This is a genomic window from Providencia sp. PROV141 (assembly GCF_028481645.1).
In the GTDB taxonomy this organism is placed as follows: domain Bacteria; phylum Pseudomonadota; class Gammaproteobacteria; order Enterobacterales; family Enterobacteriaceae; genus Providencia; species Providencia rettgeri.
Window position 1 is genome coordinate 41469 of the sequence record NZ_JAMPPR010000024.1, and the last position, 25801, is coordinate 67269.

The 25801-nt window shown below is 41.5% G+C and carries 25 protein-coding genes; 22 read left to right on the top strand and 3 right to left on the bottom strand.

The features are described 5' to 3' along the window. The first annotated feature begins 5 nt into the window (after positions 1-5). The 8 genes from PSF09_RS16220 (at position 6) to PSF09_RS16255 (ending at position 9657) form a co-directional block, all read left to right on the top strand. Entirely contained in the window at positions 6-2303 is a 2298-nt protein-coding gene (locus PSF09_RS16220) for a bifunctional salicylyl-CoA 5-hydroxylase/oxidoreductase (RefSeq protein ID WP_210840023.1), read from the top strand. A 29-nt stretch (positions 2304-2332) separates the two neighbouring features. After that, positions 2333-3460 (top strand): cupin domain-containing protein, encoded by a 1128-nt coding sequence (locus PSF09_RS16225; RefSeq protein ID WP_272684164.1) that lies wholly within the window; start codon positions 2333-2335, stop codon positions 3458-3460. Positions 3461-3555: 95 nt separating this feature from the next. Next, positions 3556-4467, top strand: a complete 912-nt coding sequence (locus PSF09_RS16230) for a fumarylacetoacetate hydrolase family protein (RefSeq protein WP_272684165.1) — start codon at positions 3556-3558, stop codon at positions 4465-4467. Between the two features lie 9 nt (positions 4468-4476). Next, positions 4477-5508, top strand: a complete 1032-nt coding sequence (locus tag PSF09_RS16235; RefSeq protein WP_272684166.1) for a carbon-nitrogen hydrolase family protein — start codon at positions 4477-4479, stop codon at positions 5506-5508. Beyond that, entirely contained in the window at positions 5505-6260 is a 756-nt protein-coding gene (locus PSF09_RS16240; protein WP_272684167.1) for a maleate cis-trans isomerase family protein, read from the top strand. Before PSF09_RS16235 ends, PSF09_RS16240 begins: the two co-directional genes overlap by 4 nt. A gap of 79 nt (positions 6261-6339) precedes the next feature. Beyond that, positions 6340-6876: a MarR family winged helix-turn-helix transcriptional regulator gene (locus tag PSF09_RS16245; RefSeq protein ID WP_272666257.1), complete on the top strand. Its 537-nt coding sequence runs from the start codon at positions 6340-6342 to the stop codon at positions 6874-6876. A gap of 266 nt (positions 6877-7142) precedes the next feature. Further along, positions 7143-8789 (top strand): Na+/H+ antiporter, encoded by a 1647-nt coding sequence (locus PSF09_RS16250; protein WP_004915075.1) that lies wholly within the window; start codon positions 7143-7145, stop codon positions 8787-8789. A 355-nt stretch (positions 8790-9144) separates the two neighbouring features. Further along, entirely contained in the window at positions 9145-9657 is a 513-nt protein-coding gene (locus tag PSF09_RS16255; protein ID WP_272666256.1) for an AAA family ATPase, read from the top strand. A 56-nt stretch (positions 9658-9713) separates the two neighbouring features. On the opposite strand, the gene PSF09_RS16260 is transcribed toward PSF09_RS16255, so the two are convergent. Then, a complete protein-coding gene (locus PSF09_RS16260) occupies positions 9714-10334 on the bottom strand; it encodes a flavin reductase family protein (RefSeq protein WP_210840431.1) in 621 nt (206 codons plus the stop codon). 635 nt (positions 10335-10969) lie between these two features. Here PSF09_RS16260 and PSF09_RS16265 point away from each other — a divergent pair. The 9 genes from PSF09_RS16265 to PSF09_RS16305 all read left to right on the top strand — a co-directional run bounded on the left by PSF09_RS16265 (position 10970) and on the right by PSF09_RS16305 (position 18738). Then, the gene (locus PSF09_RS16265) at positions 10970-11299 is read left to right on the top strand and encodes a helix-turn-helix domain-containing protein (protein WP_272666255.1); all 330 of its coding nucleotides are present in this window, start codon (positions 10970-10972) and stop codon (positions 11297-11299) included. Positions 11300-11461: 162 nt separating this feature from the next. Then, positions 11462-12049: a fimbrial protein gene (locus tag PSF09_RS16270; protein WP_272684168.1), complete on the top strand. Its 588-nt coding sequence runs from the start codon at positions 11462-11464 to the stop codon at positions 12047-12049. Positions 12050-12132: 83 nt separating this feature from the next. Next, entirely contained in the window at positions 12133-12690 is a 558-nt protein-coding gene (locus tag PSF09_RS16275; RefSeq protein ID WP_272684169.1) for a fimbrial protein, read from the top strand. An 88-nt stretch (positions 12691-12778) separates the two neighbouring features. Next, on the top strand, positions 12779-15331 hold the full coding sequence (locus PSF09_RS16280) for a fimbria/pilus outer membrane usher protein (protein WP_272684170.1): 2553 nt from the start codon (positions 12779-12781) through the stop codon (positions 15329-15331). 47 nt (positions 15332-15378) lie between these two features. Continuing rightward, positions 15379-16083: a fimbrial biogenesis chaperone gene (locus tag PSF09_RS16285; RefSeq protein WP_272684189.1), complete on the top strand. Its 705-nt coding sequence runs from the start codon at positions 15379-15381 to the stop codon at positions 16081-16083. Positions 16084-16097: 14 nt separating this feature from the next. Beyond that, the gene (locus tag PSF09_RS16290; protein ID WP_272666253.1) at positions 16098-16526 is read left to right on the top strand and encodes a hypothetical protein; all 429 of its coding nucleotides are present in this window, start codon (positions 16098-16100) and stop codon (positions 16524-16526) included. Then, positions 16519-17034, top strand: a complete 516-nt coding sequence (locus PSF09_RS16295) for a fimbrial protein (protein ID WP_272684171.1) — start codon at positions 16519-16521, stop codon at positions 17032-17034. Before PSF09_RS16290 ends, PSF09_RS16295 begins: the two co-directional genes overlap by 8 nt. Beyond that, positions 17031-17567 (top strand): fimbrial protein, encoded by a 537-nt coding sequence (locus PSF09_RS16300; RefSeq protein ID WP_272684172.1) that lies wholly within the window; start codon positions 17031-17033, stop codon positions 17565-17567. The genes PSF09_RS16295 and PSF09_RS16300 overlap by 4 nt, the downstream gene beginning before the upstream one ends. Before the next feature lie 160 nt (positions 17568-17727). Next, positions 17728-18738 (top strand): adhesin, encoded by a 1011-nt coding sequence (locus PSF09_RS16305; RefSeq protein ID WP_272666250.1) that lies wholly within the window; start codon positions 17728-17730, stop codon positions 18736-18738. A 24-nt stretch (positions 18739-18762) separates the two neighbouring features. Here the strand turns inward: PSF09_RS16305 and PSF09_RS16310 are convergent, their stop codons facing one another. Continuing rightward, positions 18763-19536 (bottom strand): AraC family transcriptional regulator, encoded by a 774-nt coding sequence (locus tag PSF09_RS16310; protein WP_272571697.1) that lies wholly within the window; start codon positions 19534-19536, stop codon positions 18763-18765. 192 nt (positions 19537-19728) lie between these two features. Between PSF09_RS16310 and PSF09_RS16315 the strand changes: the two genes are divergently transcribed. The 5 genes from PSF09_RS16315 to PSF09_RS16335 all read left to right on the top strand — a co-directional run bounded on the left by PSF09_RS16315 (position 19729) and on the right by PSF09_RS16335 (position 24906). Further along, on the top strand, positions 19729-22146 hold the full coding sequence (locus PSF09_RS16315; RefSeq protein ID WP_272684173.1) for a DMSO/selenate family reductase complex A subunit: 2418 nt from the start codon (positions 19729-19731) through the stop codon (positions 22144-22146). Continuing rightward, the gene (locus tag PSF09_RS16320; protein WP_164528339.1) at positions 22143-22781 is read left to right on the top strand and encodes a DMSO/selenate family reductase complex B subunit; all 639 of its coding nucleotides are present in this window, start codon (positions 22143-22145) and stop codon (positions 22779-22781) included. The genes PSF09_RS16315 and PSF09_RS16320 overlap by 4 nt, the downstream gene beginning before the upstream one ends. Beyond that, entirely contained in the window at positions 22778-23677 is a 900-nt protein-coding gene (locus tag PSF09_RS16325) for a dimethyl sulfoxide reductase anchor subunit family protein (RefSeq protein ID WP_272666248.1), read from the top strand. The genes PSF09_RS16320 and PSF09_RS16325 overlap by 4 nt, the downstream gene beginning before the upstream one ends. 34 nt (positions 23678-23711) lie before the next feature. After that, positions 23712-24278 carry a molecular chaperone TorD family protein gene (locus PSF09_RS16330; RefSeq protein WP_272684174.1) on the top strand — a complete coding sequence of 189 codons (567 nt, stop codon included), beginning with the start codon at positions 23712-23714 and terminating at the stop codon, positions 24276-24278. Between the two features lie 205 nt (positions 24279-24483). Further along, on the top strand, positions 24484-24906 hold the full coding sequence (locus tag PSF09_RS16335; RefSeq protein ID WP_272666246.1) for a DoxX family protein: 423 nt from the start codon (positions 24484-24486) through the stop codon (positions 24904-24906). A gap of 86 nt (positions 24907-24992) precedes the next feature. Here PSF09_RS16335 and PSF09_RS16340 read toward each other — a convergent pair whose 3' ends face one another. Next, on the bottom strand, positions 24993-25787 hold the full coding sequence (locus PSF09_RS16340; protein ID WP_272666245.1) for a nucleotidyltransferase domain-containing protein: 795 nt from the start codon (positions 25785-25787) through the stop codon (positions 24993-24995). Positions 25788-25801 lie beyond the last annotated feature (14 nt).

The window sequence follows — 25801 nt, forward strand, 5'->3', positions numbered from 1 at the left end:
ATTCCATGAATATCGTGTGTATTGGCGGTGGTCCCGCAGGGCTTTATTTCGGGTTGCTGATGAAACTGCAGAACCCGCAAAACCGTGTTGTGGTGGTGGAGCGTAATCGTCCCTATGACACTTTTGGCTGGGGAGTGGTATTTTCTGATGCCACACTCACTAATTTACGCCAAGCTGACCCTGTTTCTGCAGAAACTATTTCTGCAGAATTTAGTCACTGGGATGATATCGATGTGCATTTTAAAGGTGTATGTAATCGCAGTGGTGGCCATGGTTTTATTGGTATTGGGCGCAAAAAGTTACTCAATATTTTACAAGACCGTTGCTTGGAACTGGGTGTGGAGTTGGTGTTTGAAACCCAAGTCACAGATGATCAAGCGATTGCTCGTGAATACCAAGCCGATTTGCTCATTGCATCTGACGGTATTAATAGTGCGGTACGTACGCGTTACGAAAACGTGTTTAAACCTGATATTGACCCACGTCGTTGCCGTTTTGTTTGGTTGGGCACAAAGAAAATTTTTGACGCTTTTACCTTCTTATTTGCCGAAAATGAGCACGGTTGGTTCCAAGTGCATGCCTACCAATTTCAAGAGGGGTTATCGACTTTTATTGTTGAAACGACGGAAGAAACTTGGCTTAAAGCGGGTATTGACCAAATGTCTCAAGAGGATGGCATCGCTTATTGTGAAAAGCTATTTGCACCGTGGCTTGATGGTGAAAAACTGATTGCTAATGCTGCTCATTTACGTGGTGCCGCAATTTGGATCCGTTTCCCTCGCGTCATCTGTGAAAATTGGGTGCATTGGACACAGCCAACACAGGGGAAAGATGTTCCAGTAGTCTTGATGGGCGATGCAGCTCATACGGCCCATTTTTCGATAGGCTCGGGAACCAAGTTAGCATTAGAAGATGCTATTGAGCTGTGTGAAAGCTTGAAAACCGCAGAAGGTGATTTACGTAAAGGGCTGGCGCATTACCAGACGGTGCGTAGTGTCGAAGTGCTGAAAATTCAGAATGCAGCACGTAATTCGACAGAGTGGTTCGAAAATGTCTGTCGCTATGAAAACTTAGCACCAGAGCAATTTGCTTATTCCCTCTTAACGCGTTCACAGCGTATATCCCATGAAAACTTGCGAGTGCGGGATGCTGCATGGTTGGAAAATTACGAGCAGTGGTTTGCAGCACAAACGGGTGTGACTTCAAAGGCAAAAGTACCGCCTATGCTGACGCCTTATCACGTGCGGGGTGTCACGCTTAATAACCGAGTGGTTGCATCACCGACACTATTGTATTGCGCTAATCAGGGCGTACCCGATGATTTTCACTTGGTACATTTGGGGAGTCGTGCATTAGGCGGAGTGGGATTAGTCATGACTGAAATGACAGCTATTACCCCCGAAGCTCGAGTGACAAAAGGCTGTGTTGGTATTTGGAGTGACGAGCAAGTCGCCGCATGGCAGCGGGTGACTGATTTTGTTCATCAAAAAACGGAAGCCAAAATTGGGATTCAATTAGGTCATGCAGGACGCCGTGGTTCAACTCAGCGAGGGTGGGAAAAAGAAAATCACCCACTGGATGCGGATAACTGGCCGTTAGTTTCTGCTTCAGCGTTGCCTTATTTAGCGAATATTTCACAAACTCCGGTGGAATTATCCGAGGCGCAAATGACAGTGGTGGTAAGCCAATTTGTTGCCGCAGCAAAACGTGCCGAAGAGGCCGGTTTTGACTGGCTTGAACTGCAAGCAGGACAGGGTTATTTACTGTCGAGCTTTATTTCTCCATTAACCAATCAGCGTACAGATAACTACGGTGGAACATTAGAAAACCGCTTACGTTTCCCATTAGCTGTCATTCATGCTGTACGCCAAGTGTGGTCAAAGCCGTTGTGTGTGCGTATTTCAACGACGGACTGGGTGGACGGTGGAACGACGGTCGATGATGCAGTGGAAATTGGCCGTGCAATGAAGCAAGTGGGAGTGGATATGATTGATTGCTCTTCAGGTGAGGTATCACCACAACAGCAACCAATCTATGGTCGGATGTATCAAACACCAATGGCAGACCGTATTCGTAATGAGGCTGGAATACCCGTTATTGCCGTCGGTGCGATTACTGACGCAGACCAAGTGAACAGCATTATTGCCGCTGGACGGGCAGATTTGTGCGCTTTATCTCGACCATTACTTTCTGACTCTGCATGGGTCTTACATGAATGTGCGCGTTATGGGTGGGAAACTTGTTGGCCGGCACCGTATGAGTATGGGCGCCAGCAACTCGTTCAATCCTTGAAGTCGCGTTAAAGGCTTTGGTAAACCAAGAGGAAAACAGCATGAATACACGCTCCCATGACCAATATCGAGAAAATGTGGCAGGTCGTGCCGATGTGGCAGATACCCCTGAACTAGTGGCGTATTACCAAGAATTGGATGCGTTGAAGACAGGCGCACTATGGACGGTAGCAAACAAGATTGAACCGTGGCAGCCCAAATCAAGTTCAGTTCCGGTGTTGTGGCGCTACCGTGACCTACGTGAGCATGTGTTACGTTCAGTCGAATTGGTGACACCAGAAAAAGCGGGACGCCGCGTAATTTATTTAAATAACCCCGGCCGCCAAGATGTGGCTGCTGCAGTCGGTTGGCTGTACTCAGGTTTGCAAGTAATGCACCCAGGAGAAGCTGCTTCGGCACATGCTCATTCGTCTTCAGCATTGCGTTTTATTATGGAAGGGCGTGGGGCATACACCATTGTCGAAGGGCAGAAAATGATGCTAGAAGCCAACGACTTTGTACTGACGCCAAATGGAACATGGCATGAGCACGGTGTTGCGGAAGATGGCTTACCTTGTATCTGGCAAGATGGACTTGATATCCCGTTAGTCAATGCCATGGAAGCTGGTTTTTACAAAGTGCATCCTGATTTGCACCAAGTACAAACACGCCCTATCGACTACCCAGTTGGCATGTGGGGGGGAACGGCATTACGCCCTCATGATATCGGTTGGGATAAACCTTATTCGCCATTATTTAAATACCAATGGGGGCCAACTTACGAGGCTCTATGCCGTGCAGCCAAGGCTGCGGATGGCTCAGTATTTGATGACGTTTTAATGCGCTATACCAACCCTCTCACTGGTGGGCCGGTGATGCCAACTATTGGGGCAAGTATGCAATTACTACGTCCGGGCTTTGTGGGTAAAGCTCATCGTCATACGGGTAGCTTTATTTATCAAGTAGCCAAAGGGCAAGGGTATTCGGTGATTAACGGCCAGCGTTTTGATTGGCAAGAGCGGGATATTTTCTGTGTGCCATCATGGATGTTCCATGAACATGTGAATACCTCACAAACCGATGATGCATGTCTGTTTTGCTTTAATGACTTACCCGTAATGCAATCTTTGGGGCTCTATTATGAAGAAGCTCTAGTTGAAAATGATGGGAACCAAAAAGTCATTAGCTAGGTGAATACCATATTTATTATTAATTAATTTAAACATTTTATTATTCCAATTTACGTGAAGAAGTGAGTGAGACACCTCATTCAAGGAGAAAGAAAATGCGCTTAATAACTTATCGTTCTGATGTAACCGCAGCAGCTCGTTTAGGAGCAATTGTTAACCATCAAGTAGTGGATTTAGCTCTTCTTGCCCAAGAGCAAGGGCTATACTTGCCTGACAATATGTTGGATTTTATCGATTTAGGCTCACAAGGCGTACGTGTTGGAACTGAACTCTTAAATTCTTATCAGGGGCAATTTCCTGCTGGAACTGCTTGGCCGGTGCAAAACGTGAAAATTTTGGCTCCAATCCCTCGTCCACGTAAAAATATTTTTGGTATTGGTTTGAATTATGTTGAGCACGTGGCGGAATCCAGCCGTACATTAGACACTTCAAAAGATCTTCCAAAGCAACCGGTTATTTTTTCTAAGCCACCAACTACAGTGATTGGACCGGGGGATGCTATTGAACATAACGCCAAAATTACCCAACAATTAGACTGGGAAGTTGAATTGGCAGTGATTATCGGCACGCGTGCGAAAAGTGTTACGGCAAAAGATGCGCTTAATTATGTGTTTGGCTACAGCTTGATGATTGATATGAGCGCACGTGATTGCCGTCGTGCGGGGCAGTGGATTTACTCTAAAGGGCAAGATACTTATGCGCCATTTGGGCCTTGCATTGTCACTGCTGATGAAATACCGGACCCTCATTCCCTAGATTTAAGCTTAAAAGTGAATGGGGTAACCAAACAATCCTCAAATACACGTCATATGCTATTTAATATAAATGCATTGATTGAAGATATTAGCCAAGGGATCACATTAGAACCAGGTGACATCATTGCGACAGGTACTCCAGAGGGTGTGGGGGCAGGTAGAACGCCACAAGAATGGGTCTGGCCGGGAGATGTCATTGAGGCATATGTCGAGAGCATTGGTGAATTGCGTCATCCAGTTGTTGCCGTTTAAGGGGGAAATATGCTGAATTTGCAGACATTTAAAGCGGCTGCAGTACAGGCTGCTCCCGTGTTTCTCGATACCCATGCTACGGTAGATAAAGTTTGTCGTTTAATTGAAGAAGCGGCAGACAACGGGGCGAAATTGGTCGCGTTTCCAGAGGTGTTTGTTTCTGGTTATCCCTATTGGAGCTGGGTGATGAACCCGATAGACGGCAGCCCATGGTTTGAAAAACTGTGCAAATCTGCCATTGAAGTCCCAGGGCCTGAAATCCAAAAAATCGCTCAAGCGGCGGCACGTCATCACATCAATGTTGTGATAGGGGTGAATGAACGCAATCCGAATGGAATTGCTACGTTATATAACACGTTAGTGACTATTTCAGATGAAGGAAAAATTTTAGGGCGCCATCGCAAATTAGTTCCAACATGGGCGGAAAAACTGACGTGGGCAAATGGAGATGCGTCCTCATTAAAAGTGCACCAAACCAGTATTGGGCCTCTCGGCGCCTTAGCTTGTGGGGAAAACACCAATACACTGGCTCGTTTTGCTTTATTGGCACAGGGTGAGTTAGTCCATATTGCGAGTTATATCGCCTTACCCGTTGCGCCGAAAGACTATGACATGGCAGAGGCGATCCGTCTGCGCGCTTCAGCCCACTGTTTCGAAGGCAAAGTTTTCACGATAGTTTCCTGTTCGACGGTGTCAGAAGAGATTATTGATGCAATGTCTGAAACTCACCCAGAAGCACGGGAGCTACTGGCTCGGCCAAATAGTGCTTTTTCTGGAATTATCGGGCCTGATGGGCGTGTTGTCGGCGAACCATTGATTGACGAAGAAGGTATCGTTTACGGTGAAATTAATTTAAATCGCTGCATTCAACCACGGCAAATGCATGATATTACAGGGAATTATAATCGTTTTGATATCTTTGATTTACAGGTAAACCGTCGGCCATTAACCGCCGCACATTTTCACGGTGATGGGCAAGATACTGAGGCGTTAAACGTATTTCCAGAATCAGCTGAGTCATTTGGGGAGAACGAGTCATGAGTTTAGCACGTACATATCGTATCGGGCAGATTGTCCCATCGTCAAATACGACGATGGAAACCGAAATTCCGTCCATATTACGGGTAAGAGAAGCCCTGTTTGCGGAACGCTTCACTTTCCATTCAAGCCGTATGCGTATGCAAAAAGTGACCAAAGAGGAGTTGGCAAAAATGGACTCTGATAGTGACCGCTGCGCTATTGAATTATCAGATGCCGCGGTTGATGTGCTGGGGTATGCTTGCTTAGTAGCCATTATGAGCATGGGTAAGGGTTATCATCGAGTGTCCGAAAAACGCTTATTCCAACGCACGGTAGATAACGGCCATCCAGCGCCAGTGGTGACGAGTGCAGGGGCGTTAGTGGATGGATTACATGCAATAGGCGCCAAACGGGTGTCGATCCTGACGCCATATATGAAACCGCTGACACAGCTTGTGATTGATTATATTGAAAGTGAAGGCATTGAGGTGGTAGACAGTATTTCACTGGAAATCCCCGATAATTTAGACGTAGGGCGGCAAAATCCATTAGCACCAGTGGAAATTACTAAAAAACTCAATACTCAAGTAGATGCAATTGTGGCGTCTGCCTGTGTGCAAATGCCTTCACTACCTTCGATACAGCTAATTGAAGACAGAGTTGGTTTACCCGTATTGTCTTCTTCAGTGGCGACTACCTATATGATGTTAAAAAAGCTGGGTTTAGAAACGCGCGTTGATGGGTTTGGTTCATTGTTAAGTGGAAAGTTTTAGCTGAATTATAGCCGGCTTCTGTTACTCTTGAGGAGTTGTAACCAAACGCAATAATTCAAGAATTTATCAAGGGGAGCGAATGGCAAACTCAAAGATTTTTGTTGATAACTATTTGCCTGCCCTGTTGGGGCAGGCTTGGATGTTGGTTTCATCCGAGTTTCATGCCATTGTTGAAGAAAAAGGTTTGTCAGTATTAGAGTGGAGAGTGTTATCCACACTGGCAGGAAATGGCTCGATGGGGATCACCGAACTTGCACAAAAAACGGTGAGTAAACAACCTACAATTACTCGTGTACTACAACGATTAGAGCAGCAGGGGCACGTGGTTCGCCACAGTAACTATAATGGCAGTGATAAGCGCATAACACTTGTTAGTGTGACATCAAGTGGAATGTCATTGGTTGATGGTTTACTTATTGCTGCACAGCAACACGAAGAGGCTGTTTTAGCGCCCTTGGGGTTACGTAAAAGTAAGGTTATTAAGCAAGTACTACAAGAATTAATTGAGCGGTATAGCCTAGAAAATGCCAATACTACCTATAAAAGTACTTCTGATAATAATCATAAAAAGAAAAAGCTGGGTAGCGGAAATGGATTTAGTGAAACAAAAGAATAGTCAGTTAATGGTGCTTTAGTTTGGTTTTTAATAGTAAGGCATAACTTATTGTTTAAATAAGAATTTAATTGTTCTATATCAAATAGATAAATAAGTTTTTTATGGACGGCTCAAGTTGACGGTAATTTTATAACTTAATGATAGATAGGCTATTTCTTAAATTTATTATTTTTATATCAGATGATTAATTGCTACTTTACATTGATTCAATTTATCTATTTACTGCATAACTGATAATTAATGATTAGCTAAACATGGAGCAATCAATGTCAGTAGTGACACTTGTACTCGTTTTTTTATTAGCCGTTGTTGTGAGCGTTTTTGTTTCACGATTGCTCAAAGATATTATTCCATTACCTCTGATTCAGATAGCATTAGGGGCTGGCTTGTCTTTATACGGTTTTACAGTTGAATTTGAACCTCATCTATTTCTATTTTTATTTATCCCTCCTTTGCTGTTTCTGGACGGTTGGCGTATTCCTAAAGAAGCCTTATTCCAAGAAATTAAACCGATCATGTCGTTAGCCATCGGCCTAGTGGTTGTCACGGTTATTGGTATGGGCTTTTTTATACATTGGTTAATTCCGGCTATTTCTTTAGCTGTTGCCTTTGCCTTGGCTGCTATTTTGTCGCCAACAGACCCTGTTTCAGTGTCTGCAATGACTGTCAATTCCCCATTGCCATCGCGAATGGCACATATTCTAGAAGGGGAGTCATTGCTGAATGATGCAACGGGCCTAGTGTGTTTCAGTTTTGCGGTGGTCGCTGCGTTAACAGGTACATTTTCTCTTGCTTCAGCGGCGGGGCAGTTTGTGCTCGTTGCATTCGGGGGAATTTTAATTGGTTTGCTGGTGGCTTGGGCAATTGGTTGGTTAAATCAATTGTTAGTTAAGCGTACTGGTGAAGAGCCTGCTATTCAAATTATGATCAGCCTATTGATGCCATTTACGGCTTACTTATTAGCTGAACATCTACATGTTTCCGGTATTTTAGCCGCAGTGGTTGCTGGTATTGCCATGCACTATGAAAAAATTGCAGGGCGTATGCAAGCCGCTACACGGATGCAAAGTAAAGCGGTATGGGACACGGTACAAACCGCGTTGAACGGAATGATTTTCATTTTGTTAGGTGAGCAGTTACCCGGTATGTGGACAAACATGCCTGCTGTCGCAGAAGCGGCTGGGGCGAGTCACCCTTGGATGTTATTTGTGTATGTGGCAATCATTACTGTGGCCTTGGCGGTTTTACGGTTTAGCTGGGTGTGGATCTCGATGACTCTAACGGTCTTCCATAAACGCCGTCGCGGTAAAGAAGCTGATGTCATGCATATTCGTATGATGGCGGTTATGGCGACAGCAGGTGTGCGTGGAGCGATTACGTTAGCGGGTATTTTGACATTACCATTACTGATGCCAGATGGTTCATTATTTCCGAATCGTGATGTGGCTATTTTCTTAGCAATGGGAGTGATTTTATGTTCATTGCTGATTGCCAGTATTGCGCTGCCAATTTTAACCAAGGGGCTGGTACAAGATTTACCTTATGATAATGACGAAATTCGAGCGCGTTTAGCCTTAAATGAGGCAGCAATGGCGCATTTACGTGAATTGATGAACCACCCATCGGATGATATGGATGAAATTGCGATGCGTACTGAGGTTGGGGCGCAACTGTTAGAAATTTATGGCAGACGACTCGATAACTCAGATGAAACTGAGTCAGATGTGTATGACTTACATAAGATGATTGATATGGAACGTGAGATGTCCAAGTCAGCATTAAAAGCAAAACGGGACGCGTTATATCAAATGCGTAAAAGCAAAAATATCAATGAAAGGGTGTACCATCGTTTACGTGATGAACTTGATTTAAAAGAAGAAACACTTAATCACCATAAAAATGGTAAACATTAGTTAGTGAAATAAAAGACCTGAATTTATTCAGGTCTAAGGTTGTTGACAAAGCGGGATAAAAGCGTGGTTTTTCCCGCTTTGTGTTATCAGCCGAAAATCAAAAAATTGATTTTCCAAATTTATTTTCAAAACCTCTTTTATTTATGCTCATAATTCAACTAAGTTTGACAGTTTGTATTGACCACTGATAAGTTGATTATAATTCCATTTGGGAAATTTATATGTCGCAGGGTGTCGTTAGCTTAAACATTATTATTACCATCACTTAGTGGTGGGGATAAGCGACATCCTAAACCCGCCAGATAAGGCGGGTTTTTTGTTCTTATCTGGTTAATACTTCAGTAAGGAACGATTTATGAATTTAGCAGAAGCATCATCATTACTAAAAAATCAACCTCGTTTGCATTTTCTTTGTGGCAAAATCGCTTCAGGGAAATCCACATTAGCAAAACAATTGGCTAACTCGCCTTGTACTATTTTGCTTTGTGAAGATGAGTGGCTTGCTGCACTTTACCCTAATGAAATTACTGAATTAGTTCACTATATTGAGAAAAGTGCTTTAGTGAAGCAAGTATTAGAAGGTCATATCAAGCAATTGATACAGGCTGGAAATAATATTGTGATGGATTTTCCTGCTAATACACCCTTGCAAAGGCAATGGTTAAGATCATTGGCGCAGACATCTAATGCTCATTATATATTTCATGTATTGCAGGTCAGTAATGATGAGTGTAAAGCAAGGCTTGTGGCCCGCAATTTAGCAGGGGAAAACCCATTTCAAACATCTGAAATGCAATTTGATTTAATTACTGAGCATTTTTCCTATCCAGAAAGCAGTGAGCAGCTAAACTGTCAATTCTATCCATAAGAGTAACATATCGGAGTAATAAACCTCAGAAAGATACTTATTACTCCGATTTCTGGTTACTTAGGGCGATACATTTTGAGGTTTTGCTGTTGTTCAATCCAATAATAATCAGCAGGTCCTCCTGCTCGTAATAGTGGTTTCTGGCCAGCACAATCATATAAGCCATCATTCAATGCTGACTCATCAATATGCACCATGACGACTTCACCCATCACCATCCAAGTATCCAATAACTGGCCATCAGCACGTTTAAGTTGTTGGTATTGTGTGACAACACATTCCATTGAAACGGGTGTTTGAGCAACACGAGGCGGCGAAACTAATGTCGAGGGGAGAGTTGATAGCCCCGTTAGTGTGAACTCGCTTTCGCCACGTGCGAGTGTGGCGCTACTCATATTTACATGCTCACCTAGTGACAATGTTGCGAGGTTATAAACGAATTCCCCTGTTTCAATGGCATTGGTGACTGAATCTTTTTTCCCAACGCTCGAAAAGGCCAATATAGGTGGTGAATAATTGAAAATATTGAAAAAACTATAGGGAGCTAGGTTGGTTCTACCTTTGCTATCACGGGTTGATATCCAACCAATCGGCCTAGGGCCAATAAGTGATGGAATAGGGTCGTGGGGTAGCTTGTGACCTTGCTGTGGTTGGTAACTATAAAATTTTGCTGTCATTGTGAATTCCTTTTTAGTTTTACTCTAACGGATATTTGAATAAGTTGTTAGGTGTTTAAATAAAAAATGCTATAAATGCATAAAAAATGCAGTAAATGGATATTTTATTTTAAATCTTAATTATGTTAATTCTGGGGAATATAACGTAAGCTGATAGTAATTATTTAAATAATTATTAATGCGTTATATTTGTCATTTTTTTATTTATTGATTTTATTATTTAACTCTATTTTTGTGTAAATTTGATATATTTATCTGTCTTAATTGAAAGCTTTAATGTGTTCTTTTAATTTTATTTTTCCCGGTATGTTAATATTTTAATGTAATTAATTTACTTTTCTATTATCTTAATTGAAATTTATTTTAACACTTTGATTTTAATTGTTTATTTTTTAATTTTATTAATCATGAAACACAATCTATATAATTTAATAGGAAATGACTATCAAATTATATAAATTCGATCGATACAAACGTATTTACAGAATTAATTAATAAACCTATATTTAAATTAAGTTATTTCTATCTATTTTTTGATGTGTCTAAATTTTACTTTATATAAAAATAAATCGATTTTTAAATTAGCAATGAGTAATTTAAAATTTCATATAAGAGTACTACTCATTGGAAATAATATGACAAAAACAAATATATTATTACGTCGAGATATTGGGTTGTTTTTAAGACAAGCTAGAATTGATAAATCATTAACAGGATACCAATTAGCGGAAATATTAAAAATAAGTCAACAGCAGGTTTCTCGTTATGAAAGAGGGGAAACTGGTATTAATGTTGAAGTATTGAATACCCTTCTGATCGTATTAGAAAAAAACTGGCTAGAATTTTTCTTCAAAGTTTTAGTTAATTACTCGAGTGAAATTGCAGATATAAGAACACAGGATGAGCTTTTTTATCTCATCGAAAGATCATTTTTCTATTATTATGGAAAACCAAAAAAAAGATGATTTTCAATCAAATATATCGTTAATTTAATTATGCGCTCATAGTGTGATACTTGGTTTTTGTATCCTCTTTCATTGAATTAAATATGGGAATCAGATTTACGCTATTAAATTTCTAATAGTGTATTTGTTGTAGTTTTATTTTTTAATTGAAAGGAAAAATCTATGCGATTAACCAAATTAAATATTGCACCTCAATTATCAAAATCAACTCAGTTATTTATTTTTACTGCATTGATAGCGGGTTTATTATCAGCAAATTCTGCTGCAGACAATACAGGCACGGTTGATTTTGAGGGTGTCGTTGTTAGCACGCCTTGTAATATAGCCCAATCTTCACTAAAGCAAGTTATTGATTTTGGACAGTTATCTCGTAGAGCACTGGAAAATGGTCGTGTGGCTGAAGTGAAATTTAATATTGAATTTACTGGGTGTGATTTCACTGATTTCGATACTGATGTAACCGGAAAACCTATTGCTGTTAAATCAATGGAATTAGTGTTTACAGGCCAAAGCTATGCGGATGCAACAAATACTTTACTTTCTACTTCTGCAGGTAATACCAACAATGTGGGAATTGGCATTGATGGATTTGAATTTGGAAAAGCGAAAGATGTACTCTCACGGATCATCAATAAAAAAGGTGATAATGTTTTATCTTTCAAAGCATTAGCGAAAGCTGTTGATACAACGAAAAGTGTATCGGAAGGTAAGTTCAGTGCAGTCACAAACTTTCGTATTACCTATCAATAACTAAATTGTTTAACCGCCAGAATTAACTGGTGGTTAAATAGTGAGCCGCTATAGGAGGGGTTGTGGATAGTTATCAAAGGATTATGAATATAACGGTACTGTTGGTAATGCTTATTTTTAGTATTCATTCACATGCAGACACCAAAAATGGTAAACCCTACAACGTCAATGCAATAACGTTACTTAAAGGAAGCGTCATTGATGCACCGTGTTCAATTTCGTTACAAAACCGCTATCAAACTATTGATTTTTCTTCTTTGGCTCTTTCTTTTTTATCTAATAACTTGCAACGAGAAATGCATGACCAGCCTTTTATTATCGAGCTACAAGATTGCGGTAGTGCCTATTCAAGCATTGATCTAAAAACATGGAAGATACGCTTTGTTGGCCAAAATGCACCATATATTGATGCTTTTACACTACAAGGTGCCTCGAAAGGATTAGGTATATCGGTATTAGATAATGCAAAAATACGATTACAACCTAATAAGGATTATTCATTATCTAACAATGTGTTGTATCAAGATAAATCAGGGTACAGCCTTTTCCTACGCTATTTCCTACGTTTGGAATTAACCGGACAGCCGATCCAAGCAGGTCGTTATTACGGACTGGTCCGTTTCTTCATCGATTACCAATAACACACACGAGTAATACGCTTTTATAAACTTCATTTTGAAGATGCATTCTTATTGCATTTAATCTGGTATAGCTAGGATGGTATAGAGCATGGTGTTCAAAATTAACGAAAAATTGAAACTAGCTTGGCACATTGCTTTTCTGTTACCGAGTCTTATGGGATGGAAAGCATTTGCAACTGAATTTAATACAGATGTGTTAGATGCAGATGATATTCAAAATATTGATATGAGCCAGTTTTCGGTTGCCGGGTATACGCTACCGGGGAATTATGTTTTTACTCTCTTTGTTAATGGGCAACGTTTAGGGGCACCCCGCGATATCTCTGTTTATGAAAACAAATCAATCGCAGGTGAATCAACTCAAGTGGCACAAACTATCTGTATTCCTCCTGATGTCCTTGAGTTAATTGGTTTAAAGCGTTCTGCAATGAAAAAGGTGACACTTTCCCATAATGGGAAATGTCTCGATTTTTCTGCGCTAGATGGGATTCAAACTATCATTGAGCTCAGTACGCTGTCGCTGAAAATGATTATTCCACAAATATGGATGGAATATCGCGACCCATATTGGGTACCTGCTAATTTATGGGAAGAGGGAATAGATGGCGCATTTATTGATTACAATGCGAATATTTCTGCAACTAAAGAAACGGATAGTAATCGGCAAATCTATTTATCAAGCAATGGGATTACAGGGGTAAATTGGGGGGCTTGGCGCTTACGTGGGGATTACAGTACATCTTATCAGAAGCAACGGGGGGATTACCCTCAAGAGAAACACAACTTTGATTTTACTCGTCTTTATGCATTTACTTCATTGAAAGATAGCGCTTCAATTTTTACCGTGGGAGAAAATTATTTTTATTCGGATATTTTTGAGTCTTGGCAATATACTGGTTTTTCTTTAGAAAGTGATGACCGCATGCTACCGCCTAAATTAGTGGGGTATGCACCTGAAATTATTGGTGTGGCAAACACTAATGCAATTGTGACTGTTCGCAGTCAAGAACGTATTATTTCTGAAACAGCCGTTCCTCCAGGGCCATTTCGAATTCAAACACTCGATAGTGGTATTCGTGGCGTATTGGATGTGACGGTACGTGAAGAAAATGGCGAAGAGAGTAAATTTAGTATTAGTACCGCCTCGTTACCTTATTTAACACGTCCTGGACGGGCTATCTATAAGGTTGCGATGGGAAAGACGCGTTATGACAATCGGCATTTGACGGGGGAGCCTGTTGTAAGTGGTGAATTATCATATGGTGTTTCAAATGCATGGTCATTATATGGCGGAACTCAGCTTAATGGTTATTACCAAAGTGCAGCGCTAGGGATAGGACGAGATCTTTTTTCAATAGGCGCGGTTTCTTTTGATATCACTCAATCCTTTGCCGATTTTTCAGATAAAAGACGCCAAGGGCGCTCTTATCGTGTTAATTACGCAAAATCTTTCGATGATTTACGTACCGATATTACCTTTGCGGGTTACCGCTTTGCTGACAAAGAATACCGAACACTGACGCAATTTATGGATGAAGATAGAATAGGCAATGGTGTTCAGGCAGCAAAAGAAAATTATCAATTATATTTAAATAAATATTTTGATGATTTTAATATTTCTATTAATTATCAATACAGTACTTATTGGCAGCATGATTCACAAACGCAATATGGCTTATACATTAATGCGCCTTTAAATTTTCCACTTCTGTCCCGAAATGCGGCAAATTTATCATTATCAGCGACTCGTACTGAACGAGACAATGGTAATGAAGATGATGCTATTAATCTGTATCTCACCTTGCCATTATTCCGTGGGCATAGTGTCACATTTTCTGAGCTCTACTCACGCTCAGCAGGAAATAACCAATTTAATCATCAGGTTGGTTATAGCGGTTATGGGGAGCAAGACAATTACAATATCAATGTGGGTTATAGCCATGGCCAACATATTGATAACCAAGCCAGTTTGAGTGGCTTCTACTCACGAGACCTGTCCCAAGCAAGTACATCGATAAATGCGAGCTATGTACCAGATCAATACCACAGCATTGGTGGGTCAATAAATGGTGGGGTCACATTAACCTCTAAAGGGGCGGCATTACACCGCTCAGCGCACGGCGATACACGGCTTATGATTGAAACACCGGATGTGAGCGGCGTTCCTCTCGATAATGGCGTGATTAAAACCAATGCATTTGGATTAGCTGTTATTCCTAATATGAATAGTTACCGGAAATCAACTGCCTCAATTAATACGAGTCAGCTTCCTGATGATATAGAAAGCCTTGATCCCTCAACAGATATTACCTTAACCAAAGGCGCCATTGGTTATCGCAGCTTATCAGTGATGAAAGGCCATAAGTTATTCGCTGTTTTTGTTCTGTCTGATGGAAGGCACCCACCTTTTGGCGCGAGCGTTCGCAATAAAAATAACCAAGAATTGGGACTTATTGGTGAAGGTGGAGTGACATGGCTAGTGGGGGTTTCACCTCAAGAAAAACTGTCGTTGTATTGGAATAACCAGCCACAGTGCGAGTTATCTCTACCTGAAAAATTAGATGAGCTTACGGATCTATTATTACTGCCGTGTTCTTCGGTCAAAGCTCTTGGTTCAATTTCTTCGTCATCAAGTAAATGATTGTGAGGCTAATTATGTGGAAGTTAGATATCTATCATCAATGGATTATGAGAGTACTGTTTGTCACACCAATATTGACCTTTAATACCGATGCCGCAGTAACCTTGGATCGAACTCGGATCATTTTCCCCGGGAATGCAAAATCGATCAATATCAAAATAACTAATGATAACCCAGAAGAAGCTTACCTAGCGCAGAGTTGGATTGAAGACCAGCAAGGTCAGAAGTTAATAAAGGGTGCATTATTAGCCACGCCACCTCTACAACGTGTCGAGCCGAATAGCCAAAGTTTAGTTCGCTTGAGCCTTACACCGTTATTTAGCCAGTTACCGCAAGATAGGGAATCCGTATTTTATTTTAATTTACGGGAAGTCCCGCCTAAATCTCATGATGCGAATACCTTACAAATTGCTTTGCAATCACGGGTGAAGCTTTTTTATCGACCCGCATCCATTCTAGCTGAGTCTGAGACAAATTGGGCTCATAAAGTCACATTAATGAAAACGCATAAAGGGTATCAACTCAATAATTCAACGCCTTTTAATTTGACTGTTATTGGGTTGGGTAATAACCAAAAACAATCTGAGCAAAGTCAATTTGAGGTAGTGATGGTACCGCCTAAATCTACCCAAGAGCTTGTTTCCCAGCCTCTGACAAAACCTCATTTAACCTATATCAACGACTATGGCGGAAAACCGACTTTGGCTTTTCGTTGCCAGCAAGACATTTGCACTGTGGTCGATGAACGCTAGTTAGGTAGGAATATATGGCTAGCATTAATAATAGAAGGAGTAATGCATTGATAAAACATATGCTTATCGGTCTATTTTTCATTAGTGGCATGATGGAGGGAATGGCTTCAGCGAGCGGATTTTTAAATCATATTGCGGTGAATGAATCGCATTATGAAGATTTAAATAGTGGATGGTTAGAAGTCAGCGCTGAATTATTCAATTCACCTTGTCATTTAAAAATATCAACCTCAACGGTGATGTTGACGCAATGTGGCGCAGGCGACGCCTTTTCTGCTAACAAAACACAAACAACGCCTGCACGAATACGCTTTTATGATGTGCAAAATGGGAATGTTACGGCCATGGAGAAAATGAGTTTACTCAACGGTAATAATTTGATTCACCCGCCTGTTGCTATACACAAATCGAAAGTGTTACGGCTGGAGGTGGTTTATGAGTAAGGTCATTTTACTTTTAAGTCTTGGAATTCCTATATTGGGTTGGGGTATGGATAGCCTTGATGTGGAATTTAGTGGCATTTTAGTCAACAAAACCTGTCAGTTAGCGGCTGATTCTATTACTAAGCAGGTGAAAATTGAAAATATACGTTTGAAGTCGATTAATGACAACATTACCAGTGATATTACTCCGTTTTTTATCACGATTGAAAAATGCAGCCAAGCTGACCTCAATAAGATGATTAAAATTACTTGGAAAAGCCCTAAACGCGTCAATGTAGAGGGGCAAAGTTACCTAGGAACTGATGGTAATAGTGGGGTATTGCTTGGGGTGGTTGATAAGCAAAGGGCTCTTGTTGTTTGGGAAAAATCGATTGAGGTAGAACCGGTTACTATGGCTGGTGGAAGCCAGCAATTGGAATTTGGCGTATTTGTCCGTAAAAACCCGTTGAATGAGGCAAAAAAAGGTTTTTTCTCAAGCTCAGCGACTTTTACATTGGAGTACGAATGATGAATACAACCAATTGGTCATCTAAATTAATTTTGTGTGTTTTATTCATCTCGTTTATGTCTAAGTCAGATGTTTTAATCGATGTGAGTGCGACATTAGTCGACCCAGCCTGCCAGCTTCGTAGCGAAGATAACAGCACACCATTAAAAATTAATTTTGGGGTGATTAATATACCAATTAATTCAGATGATGTTTCTCAATCCCATACATTTCCGTTGTATTTAACAGGCTGCAATTGGAATAAAGCTCTTGGTATCATGATTAACCCCAAAAATAGTAACACTATGGTTTATCAAGGAAAAACTATTTTATCAACCAGTACCGATGGCCTTGGCATTAATATCAATAACCTAACTGGCGGTGTGGCTCATCCACTTGAAGTTAATCAAATTCAGCAAATATTTCCTGAACAAATAGATGCCACGTTGCAGCGAATTATTTTACAAGCTGAGCTCGTCAATACCCTGCCAGCGAATCAGCTCAGTGCTGGAAAATTTAGTGCTATTGCCATGATTTCGGTCACTTACTATTAAGGCGGTAATATCGGTTATGTCTAATTTTCAAATCCTGTTTCAGGTGTTTTTTAGCTCAATAGTGAAAAGGCAATCTTCCCTATTTTTGGGGAAAGGATTCTTTAAGCAATTATTTAATCTCTCAATGTATTCTCTGGTAGCTATTCTCGGTTTGTATGGAATGAAAGCCTATGCGGACTATGCTCCTCGAATACAAAATTCGAATGCAGGTTATTTAATTCGCCTCGACAGCAATAGTGTTATTGACCCCGTCTCACGAGTGGGCTCTGATGGTAAAAATTATCATCGCGTGGGAAACCCTATCGTTATTGATGGCAATAGCGCCCAAGTGAGCGTATCTGGCTTGGTTGATTGTGTTGGAAGACGGTGGGGGAGCAGTAATACCAGAATTCATTCATCACAGGCATTTCATCGTTTGTTTATGTATGTGGCTTCTGCGGGAGTGACGATTGATGGAAAAACCGCCTACCGAATTAATAATAACCTTGTGATGACAGTAGAAGCCCCTATTATGGATTGGAAGAATATTGATGCCGGAATGTGCTCATATGCTTATGTGGGGCTCGTTCGCTCCGCCCATGAGTTTACGAGTCAATTTCCGATTACCATCACATTTTATATTAATGAGCAAATTATTGATGGAAAATTAGTTATTCCCGCAATGGATTTAGCCGGTTATGTTCGCGCTTTTACTGAACCTAAATCTGTACCGCCTTTTGATAGCTGGCCACTATCTGACTCAACAGTGCCAATGCGTCTTGCGGCTTCTCAGCTAAATGTAAAAGCAATGTGTTCCACGCAAACGAGCTCTGGGCAGGCTAGTACAGTCAATTTGCGACATGGCCAATTAAGTAGCGTTTATTATGATAGCTTGGTGAGTGAAAGCATCAGATACACCTGCAAATTTGCAGCCTTAACAAAGGTCAGGCTGCGGTTAGACTATGCGACCGATAGCGACCCGCAAAAGCGATTGCCGATGAAAGATGCTGCAAATAGAACGATTTACAGTCAGTTAGAAATTGTGGATGAGCAAACCGGGGCGACAGGCACAGACATTCGTGTGGGAATTCAGTCAGATCGTACGATTCAGATACGTAGTCGTATTCAAGGAGCTAATGCAGACGCAGGAAGCTATCAAGGGTCTGCATGGTTAATCGCCACATTTGATTAAATTGAGCTTTTGAATGGTTAGATATTATCCACCAATTCTCTGAATAAAACTGGATGGGCTTTGCCCTAACCATTTTTTAAACATGGTCGAAAAAGACCCGACACTGCTGTAGCCTAAATCGAATGCGACCTCGGTAATGGATTTACCCGCAGAAATGTGGGTAATCGCACTTAATAAGCAAGCTTGCTGCCGCCAGTCAGAGAAAGAGAGCCCCGTTTGAGCACCAAAAAAACGGCTAAATGAACGCTCACTTTTATGTAATTTTGCTGCCCATTCCTGTGGTAATGAGGTGATTTGTGGGGCTTTTAGGAATTCCCTGCACAACTGAGCTAAATGTTCATCCCGTGGGATGGGTGCGTAGAAAGGCAAGGGCTCTGCTTGTGCAATTTCATGCAAAATCAATTGGTACATGACTCCATCACGACCATTTAAATCATATTCAATTGGGGTATCAACGGCTTCGAGCAATAACTGACGAAGTAGGGGAGAAACCCTGAGTACTTCGCACTTATTTCCTCTACGTGGAGCCGCTTTGGGTTCTATGTATAAACTACGTGTACTGACATTCAACATCCGGGTTTCATGGGGGGTATTACAGGGGATCCAAACCCCGCTATCAGGGGGGATGACCCACTCCCCATCTGCAGTACTGACTTCAATCAAGCCTGTCGCACCATATAAAAACTGGGCGCGTCGATGGACGTGAGAATCGAGTAACACGTTTGGTAGGTAATCAGTGCCGATAGCTAACACATCACGTGGAGTGGCATCGACAGTTTTTAGAGGAATATTTCGCATAGGAATTTATCTTGGCTGAGATTCAAAAATTATTATCTATTTTCTGAATATAGGCAGTTTTTATTGACATAACCACATGTTTTATATGGTTGGCTGAAATTCCAATGTGTTTGGCGGTTTTTCGAAAGTTGGCAAACCGGGAAATGATTACTCTAGCGCGGCAACCTAATGTATGCCAGAGGTAGAGTTATCATGGAAAATTATCACGATCGGGCGGATAGCAAGAGTCTGATTGAACCCTTAACCCGTCGTCGGTTTATTCAAGGCAGCTCTGCGCTCATGGCTGTCCCCTTTATTGCCACAAACACGGTCGCATCGACACCAGAAAACCCGAATATCATCCCAACGACAACGCTGCAAAATGAAGGTGAGAGAGTGGTCTCCACCTGTAGCAGTTTTGACTGTGGTGGTAAATGTGATATTCGAGCACACGTTAAAGAAGGGGTAGTAACCCGAATTAGTACCCGCCCAGATGCCGATTTAGATGAAGAGATGCCCATCATGCGTGCTTGCGTGCGCGGCCGCAGCTATCGGAAATTTGTTTATCACCCAAATCGCTTGAAATACCCAATGAAAAGAGTGGGCAAACGTGGTGAAGGGCGATTTGAGCGTATTAGCTGGGAAGAAGCAACGACATTGATTGCTGACAACATGCAGCGTATCAATGAGCAATATGGCCCTGCCTCGCGCTTTGTTAGTCTCAGCACAGGGGTAACTGGTGGGATTTTCTCTGGTGCGAATATGCTACGCCGCCTATTTAATATCACGGGTGGTTTTCTAGAAAATTACCATTCAGTAAGTAACGGCAATACCATGGCGGTCACACCTTATACCTATGGCACATCAGCAAGCGGTAGCACGCTAGACACACTCGAAGATACGCCATTGGTGATCCTGTGGGGGCATAATCCCAACGAAACCATTTTTGGCCATACGAACCATTATTTTCAAAAAATGAAGAAAAATGGCACCAAATTCATTGTTGTCGATCCGCGTTATTCGGATACCGCATCGTCATTAGCTGACCAGTGGATCCCTATTTTGCCGACCACAGACAATGCGATGATGGATGCCATGATGTATGTGATCATCAGTGAGGGGCTGCATGATCAAGCCTTTATTGATAAATTCACTGTTGGTTTTGATGAGCACCAGATGCCCGAAGGCATACCCGAAAATGAGTCATTAATGGCTTATTTAATGGGAAAAAAAGATGGAATAGTGAAAACCCCAGAATGGGCGGAACCCATTACCAAAGTACCCGCCGACACCATACGCCAACTGGCGCGTGAATATGCCAACACCAAACCTGCGGCATTAATGCAAGGCTGGGGGCCCCAGCGTCATATCTGTGGTGAACGTTCCGCCCGAGGCGCGACCTTGTTGGCAACAATCACGGGTAATGTGGGCGTAAAAGGGGGGGGGGCAGCAGGTTATGGCATGGCAGTCACGCCGGATCTCCGTAAAACGTTAGCGGGCCCTAGCTTATTTGACAACCCAGTTAAAGCGAAAATCAACATCACCAATTGGGTACAAGCCTGTGAAAATAAAGATTTGGTAACGCCAAATAATGGTTTAAAAAATGCGGAAAAACTCGATACGGAAATCAAAATGATTTTTTCGTTAGCGGGTAACTATATGACTAACCAGAACCCCGATATTTTGCATGCCGCTAAAGTTCTGGAAGATGAAAGTAAAGTTGAGTTTATTGTTTACAGCGACTTATACATGACTCCTAGCGCCAAGTATGCCGATATTTTATTGCCTGAAACCAGTTTCTTAGAGCGCTGGAATGTGGGCGGCACTTGGGGAACCGGTAACTATATTATTTTATCTGAAAAAGTCGTCGAGCCTGAATTTGAGCGCCGTAGTGACTATGAATGGTTGCGCGACGTGGCTGAAAAACTCGGTGTTGGTGAAAAATTCAGTGAAGGGCGCACAGAAAAACAGTGGATTGAGCATTTAGTCAATGACGCTCATCAAAAACGCCCAGAAGATGGCATTCCAACCTTTGATGAGTTGCTGGTTAAGCGCCGCCATTTGTTAAAACACAAACCGCATGTGGGTCATGTCGCCTTCGAAAAAAATATTAACGATATCGAGAATAACCCGTTTGAAACACCATCCGGAAAAATCGAAATTTTCTCTCAGCGCCTTTATCAGCGAAATGATGTGGATATCCCTGCGTTATCTCATTATGTGCCCGCCATTGAGGGGCCGGAAGATGAACTGGCTTCCCGTTATCCATTGCAATTAATCACTTGGAAAGGCCGTAATCGCGCTAATTCAACGCAATTTGCTAACCCGTGGTTACAAGAAGTACAACGCCAAGAGCTGTGGATCAATCCCATCGATGCAAAAAGACGAAATATCGCGGATGGGGAGCGGGTCAAAGTGAATAATGACCGCGGTATCACCATGGTGCCAGTCAAAATTACCCAGCGCATTATGCCTGGCGTTGTCGCTTTACAAGCCGGAGCATGGTGGCAACCTGATGAAAATGGCATTGACCAAGGCGGTTGTGCGAACGTTTTAACATCTTCCCGCAGTACAGCGATGGCACATGGAAATGCCCATCAAACCTTATTGGTGGAGGTAAGCAAAGCATGAGTAAATTTCAGGTTTATCCCGCGATTAGTGACAAACAGCTTGGCTTTTATATTGACTCTGCCCGTTGTTCCGGTTGTAAAGCCTGCCAAGTGGCGTGCAAAGATAAAAATAACCTCGACGTGGGTCGCAAATATCGTCGTGTATACGAAGTCGCTGGTGGTGAGTTTATTGAAAATGGCACAGGGGGGCTGATGAATAACGTCTTTGCCTATACGTTGTCCATTTCATGCAACCACTGTGCCGACCCAATGTGCGTGAAAAATTGCCCGACGACAGCCATGCACAAGCGTGAAGGGGATGGCATTGTGATGGTCAATACAGATAAGTGTGTGGGCTGTGGAACCTGTGCGTGGTCTTGCCCGTATGGTGCACCGCAAATGAACCCTGAAACCAAGCAAATGTCGAAATGTGATTTTTGTATTGATTTACAACTAAAAGGGGAGCAGCCCGTCTGCGTCGCCACTTGCCCACTAGGAGCCATTCAATTTGGCCCAATTGATGAATTACGACAACGTTATGGGGAGCTAGCGGATGTCCGAGGATTACCAGACTCATCGATTACCCACCCAAATTTAGTGATCCATCCACATCTTGGGGCGGGTCGTACACAAGACTCACAAGGAGAAGCCAAATGAATGAATGGCCACTGTTATTATTCACATTTTTAATGCAAACATCCATTGGGTTGAGTGTGATGTTAGCGCTTTTTGCAAACAAATTATCGGCGAATTTAACGGGTAAAACGCACACACAGTTTTTGCTGTGGTATGTGTTTGTCGCCTGCGTATTTGCGGGGATCGGTTTATTGTCTTCAATTACCCACTTAGGGGTTCCTTTGAATGCGCCTAATTCCCTATTGAATATTTTTTCATCGTGGTTAAGCCGTGAAGTGGTATTCACTGCCACCTATTTTTCTTTTCTTGGGCTCACTTTCCTATGGTTATGGTTCAAAAAGGAATTGTCATATCTGTTACTTGGTTTAGCGATTATTGCAGGGCTATGTGATGTGTATGCCATGGCTTCAATTTATCGTTATACATCAATGTTAACGTGGATGAATGATAATACTTATTTGATGTTCTACGGCACCATGTTTACAGCAGGTGCTGCTGGGTATTACTTATTAATCAATTTGTTATTGCGTTTTAACGTCGGAGCCGTAGAGGCTCAGATATCAACTCGTGGGCTATGGATATTATGGGCGGTGATTGGGGTTAGCTTACTGGTTCGTTTAGCTTATCAGCCTGCCTATGAAAGTTACTTGGTTCACACTAGCTATAATAATGAATCCATTACATTTCCTATCGACTCTATCTATGCATACCAAGGGATTTGGTCACTGCGTATCACGAGTTGGGTAGTTGGCATATTGGCGGTGATGGTATTGGGATATGGGTTGTTTCGTCATATACGACAAACGGCGAATGGGGTCATTACCTCAAATAGTAAAAGGTATTTAGTGGTTGGTTGTACAGCGGCGATGGTTGCTGAGTTTATGCTGCGCTACTGTTTTTACACGATCCACATATAGATAACAGCGTATTGCTTAGGAAATTATCTTTTTTATGATCCATTTTTCACACTATGCAGCGGCGTTTAATATTTTAGGCACATGCTATTTATTTTCACCGAATGATGATGCAAGTCATTATGCAATAAGCTTTTTCAAGTTAAATGACTTCGCATCTCAGTGGCCTTGTAAGGTCAGTACCTCACTTAGCGAACGGCTATCGGCATCGCTAAATATTGAGATTGCGACACTGCATACTCAGTGGACAGATTTGTTTATTGGGCCAGAAGCATTACCCGCCCCGCCATGGGGCTCGGTATATCTTGACCCAGAGGGAGTATTACAAGGCTCTTCAACACTGGCACTGAGTGATTTTTTACAGCGAGAGCGTTTAAAAATTCAGACACGTTATCCAGAGCCCTCAGACCATGTTGGGTTAATGTTATTTCAAGCGGCAGTTTTGGCTTCACAGGTTAGGGAGGCCGCATTAAAGGAATTGTTGAATGACCATTTGGGGAGTTGGTTACCGCAATTTTCTCAGCAATTAAATCGAACAATACATAGCCCTTTCTATAATGCATTAACCGAATTAGCTTTGGTGACTGTCAGGTCGTGTTTGTAATATTGTTCAATATTTTTGATTATTAAATGGTTAATTAAACGTAATATTTGAATGGATGAAAAGTTAACAAATTTTAATTAAATGAAAATTGATTTAGTTATAAGAAATGCAAATTAAAATGATTCTTACTTTATCTTTCTAAGCCATAATGCATTTTTAAGCCATACTACTTAATGATGTTTTGGATATCCATAGGGGGTATAAAGTGGTCAATTTATTAAATCGTTTGTTGTCCCATGAAGATGCTGGCAGGTTGTTATTGCGTCTTTCTGTTGGTGGGCTCATGTTATTTCATGGTATGAGCAAATTAATGACTGGTGCGAGTGGTATTAAAGCGCTGCTGGCTTCTTATGGTTTACCTGAATTTATTGCTTATGGAACAATTCTAGGTGAAGTGGTTGCGCCTATTTTCATTATTTTAGGGATTTTAACTCGTCCATCGGCATTATTAGTGGCTTTCACTATGGTCGTTGCATGGCTGATGATTGGGCTAGATAAAACGTTTTTACTTGATAAAACAGGCGCATGGGCGATTGAAAGTTTGGTGTATTTCTTCTTGAGTGGTATTGCATTGGCATTTTTAGGCGCGGGTAAATATTCCATTATTAAAAACCCGAACTGGCGATAAACCTGTTTTTCTTTTGTGTTTGACATTGCCTTTGAAAAAAGACCATCAAAAATTTTCTGATGGTCTATTTTTTTGAAAAATACTCGTTAATGATTTTCTAACACGGCTTTACGAAAAAATTCATCTAATAAACGGCTGTCACGGCAAGCGGGCTCAGGGAATTGCATGTGTTCTGCATTGGCTATAACTTCCAAAACGAGCTTATCAATAGCTGGGCGTCTTGCACCATAATGACTTTCGTCTGCTTGGCCTTTTATTACCAACAATTCATCAATTTCTAACCGTACTAATTTATCTTTAACAGTTGCATTAACTAGCTCTGAAAATGCCATTGGTGGCATGCTCTTGCTTGTTTCTATCCAACGCAAAGCTAATACTGCACGTAGTAAATAAAAATATTTTTTTAATTTAATACGCTCGCCTTTAAAGTCAGTATGTAAATTACGCTTACTGATTGATAAGTAATGATAACGTGACTTTAACGGTGAATAAAATTGTGCCGCCAATTCCCCCAGTTGAGCAAAAAATGCCTCATCTTTAAAATAAACAATTGGTGAATGTAACCATTCTATTAATGCTGGGTTTGAGTTGCGCATTAATTTCAATGCTTTAGATAGCTCCCAACCTGACACATCTAACTCATCATCAATTGGCTTTTCTATCACATCGCGCTTTTTATCTAATGTTAGGTACCAATCGAGTTTGTGAACATAGATAAATCGAACATCATAGTCGCTATCGCGGGAGGCAAAACCCCAACCGCGACTGCCGGATTCACACGCAAACAGTATTTTAACGTGATGAGTTTCTTCTATTTCTTTGAGTGTTTTTCCTATCCGTTCTCTCATTAGCACGGATACACTTTCATGGTCAGTTTCCATGCTTTCTCCTGTTA

Bases quoted from the DNA above. Each gene is read 5' to 3' on its own strand.
- PSF09_RS16220 (WP_210840023.1), top strand. From the start codon at position 6: ATGAATATCGTGTGTATTGGCGGTGGTCCCGCAGGGCTTTATTTCGGG.
- PSF09_RS16225 (WP_272684164.1), top strand. From the start codon at position 2,333: ATGAATACACGCTCCCATGACCAATATCGAGAAAATGTGGCAGGTCGT.
- PSF09_RS16230 (WP_272684165.1), top strand. From the start codon at position 3,556: ATGCGCTTAATAACTTATCGTTCTGATGTAACCGCAGCAGCTCGTTTA.
- PSF09_RS16235 (WP_272684166.1), top strand. From the start codon at position 4,477: ATGCTGAATTTGCAGACATTTAAAGCGGCTGCAGTACAGGCTGCTCCC.
- PSF09_RS16240 (WP_272684167.1), top strand. From the start codon at position 5,505: ATGAGTTTAGCACGTACATATCGTATCGGGCAGATTGTCCCATCGTCA.
- PSF09_RS16245 (WP_272666257.1), top strand. From the start codon at position 6,340: ATGGCAAACTCAAAGATTTTTGTTGATAACTATTTGCCTGCCCTGTTG.
- PSF09_RS16250 (WP_004915075.1), top strand. From the start codon at position 7,143: ATGTCAGTAGTGACACTTGTACTCGTTTTTTTATTAGCCGTTGTTGTG.
- PSF09_RS16255 (WP_272666256.1), top strand. From the start codon at position 9,145: ATGAATTTAGCAGAAGCATCATCATTACTAAAAAATCAACCTCGTTTG.
- PSF09_RS16260 (WP_210840431.1), bottom strand. From the start codon at position 10,334: ATGACAGCAAAATTTTATAGTTACCAACCACAGCAAGGTCACAAGCTA.
- PSF09_RS16265 (WP_272666255.1), top strand. From the start codon at position 10,970: ATGACAAAAACAAATATATTATTACGTCGAGATATTGGGTTGTTTTTA.
- PSF09_RS16270 (WP_272684168.1), top strand. From the start codon at position 11,462: ATGCGATTAACCAAATTAAATATTGCACCTCAATTATCAAAATCAACT.
- PSF09_RS16275 (WP_272684169.1), top strand. From the start codon at position 12,133: ATGAATATAACGGTACTGTTGGTAATGCTTATTTTTAGTATTCATTCA.
- PSF09_RS16280 (WP_272684170.1), top strand. From the start codon at position 12,779: ATGGTGTTCAAAATTAACGAAAAATTGAAACTAGCTTGGCACATTGCT.
- PSF09_RS16285 (WP_272684189.1), top strand. From the start codon at position 15,379: ATGAGAGTACTGTTTGTCACACCAATATTGACCTTTAATACCGATGCC.
- PSF09_RS16290 (WP_272666253.1), top strand. From the start codon at position 16,098: ATGGCTAGCATTAATAATAGAAGGAGTAATGCATTGATAAAACATATG.
- PSF09_RS16295 (WP_272684171.1), top strand. From the start codon at position 16,519: ATGAGTAAGGTCATTTTACTTTTAAGTCTTGGAATTCCTATATTGGGT.
- PSF09_RS16300 (WP_272684172.1), top strand. From the start codon at position 17,031: ATGATGAATACAACCAATTGGTCATCTAAATTAATTTTGTGTGTTTTA.
- PSF09_RS16305 (WP_272666250.1), top strand. From the start codon at position 17,728: ATGAAAGCCTATGCGGACTATGCTCCTCGAATACAAAATTCGAATGCA.
- PSF09_RS16310 (WP_272571697.1), bottom strand. From the start codon at position 19,536: ATGCGAAATATTCCTCTAAAAACTGTCGATGCCACTCCACGTGATGTG.
- PSF09_RS16315 (WP_272684173.1), top strand. From the start codon at position 19,729: ATGGAAAATTATCACGATCGGGCGGATAGCAAGAGTCTGATTGAACCC.
- PSF09_RS16320 (WP_164528339.1), top strand. From the start codon at position 22,143: ATGAGTAAATTTCAGGTTTATCCCGCGATTAGTGACAAACAGCTTGGC.
- PSF09_RS16325 (WP_272666248.1), top strand. From the start codon at position 22,778: ATGAATGAATGGCCACTGTTATTATTCACATTTTTAATGCAAACATCC.
- PSF09_RS16330 (WP_272684174.1), top strand. From the start codon at position 23,712: ATGATCCATTTTTCACACTATGCAGCGGCGTTTAATATTTTAGGCACA.
- PSF09_RS16340 (WP_272666245.1), bottom strand. From the start codon at position 25,787: ATGGAAACTGACCATGAAAGTGTATCCGTGCTAATGAGAGAACGGATA.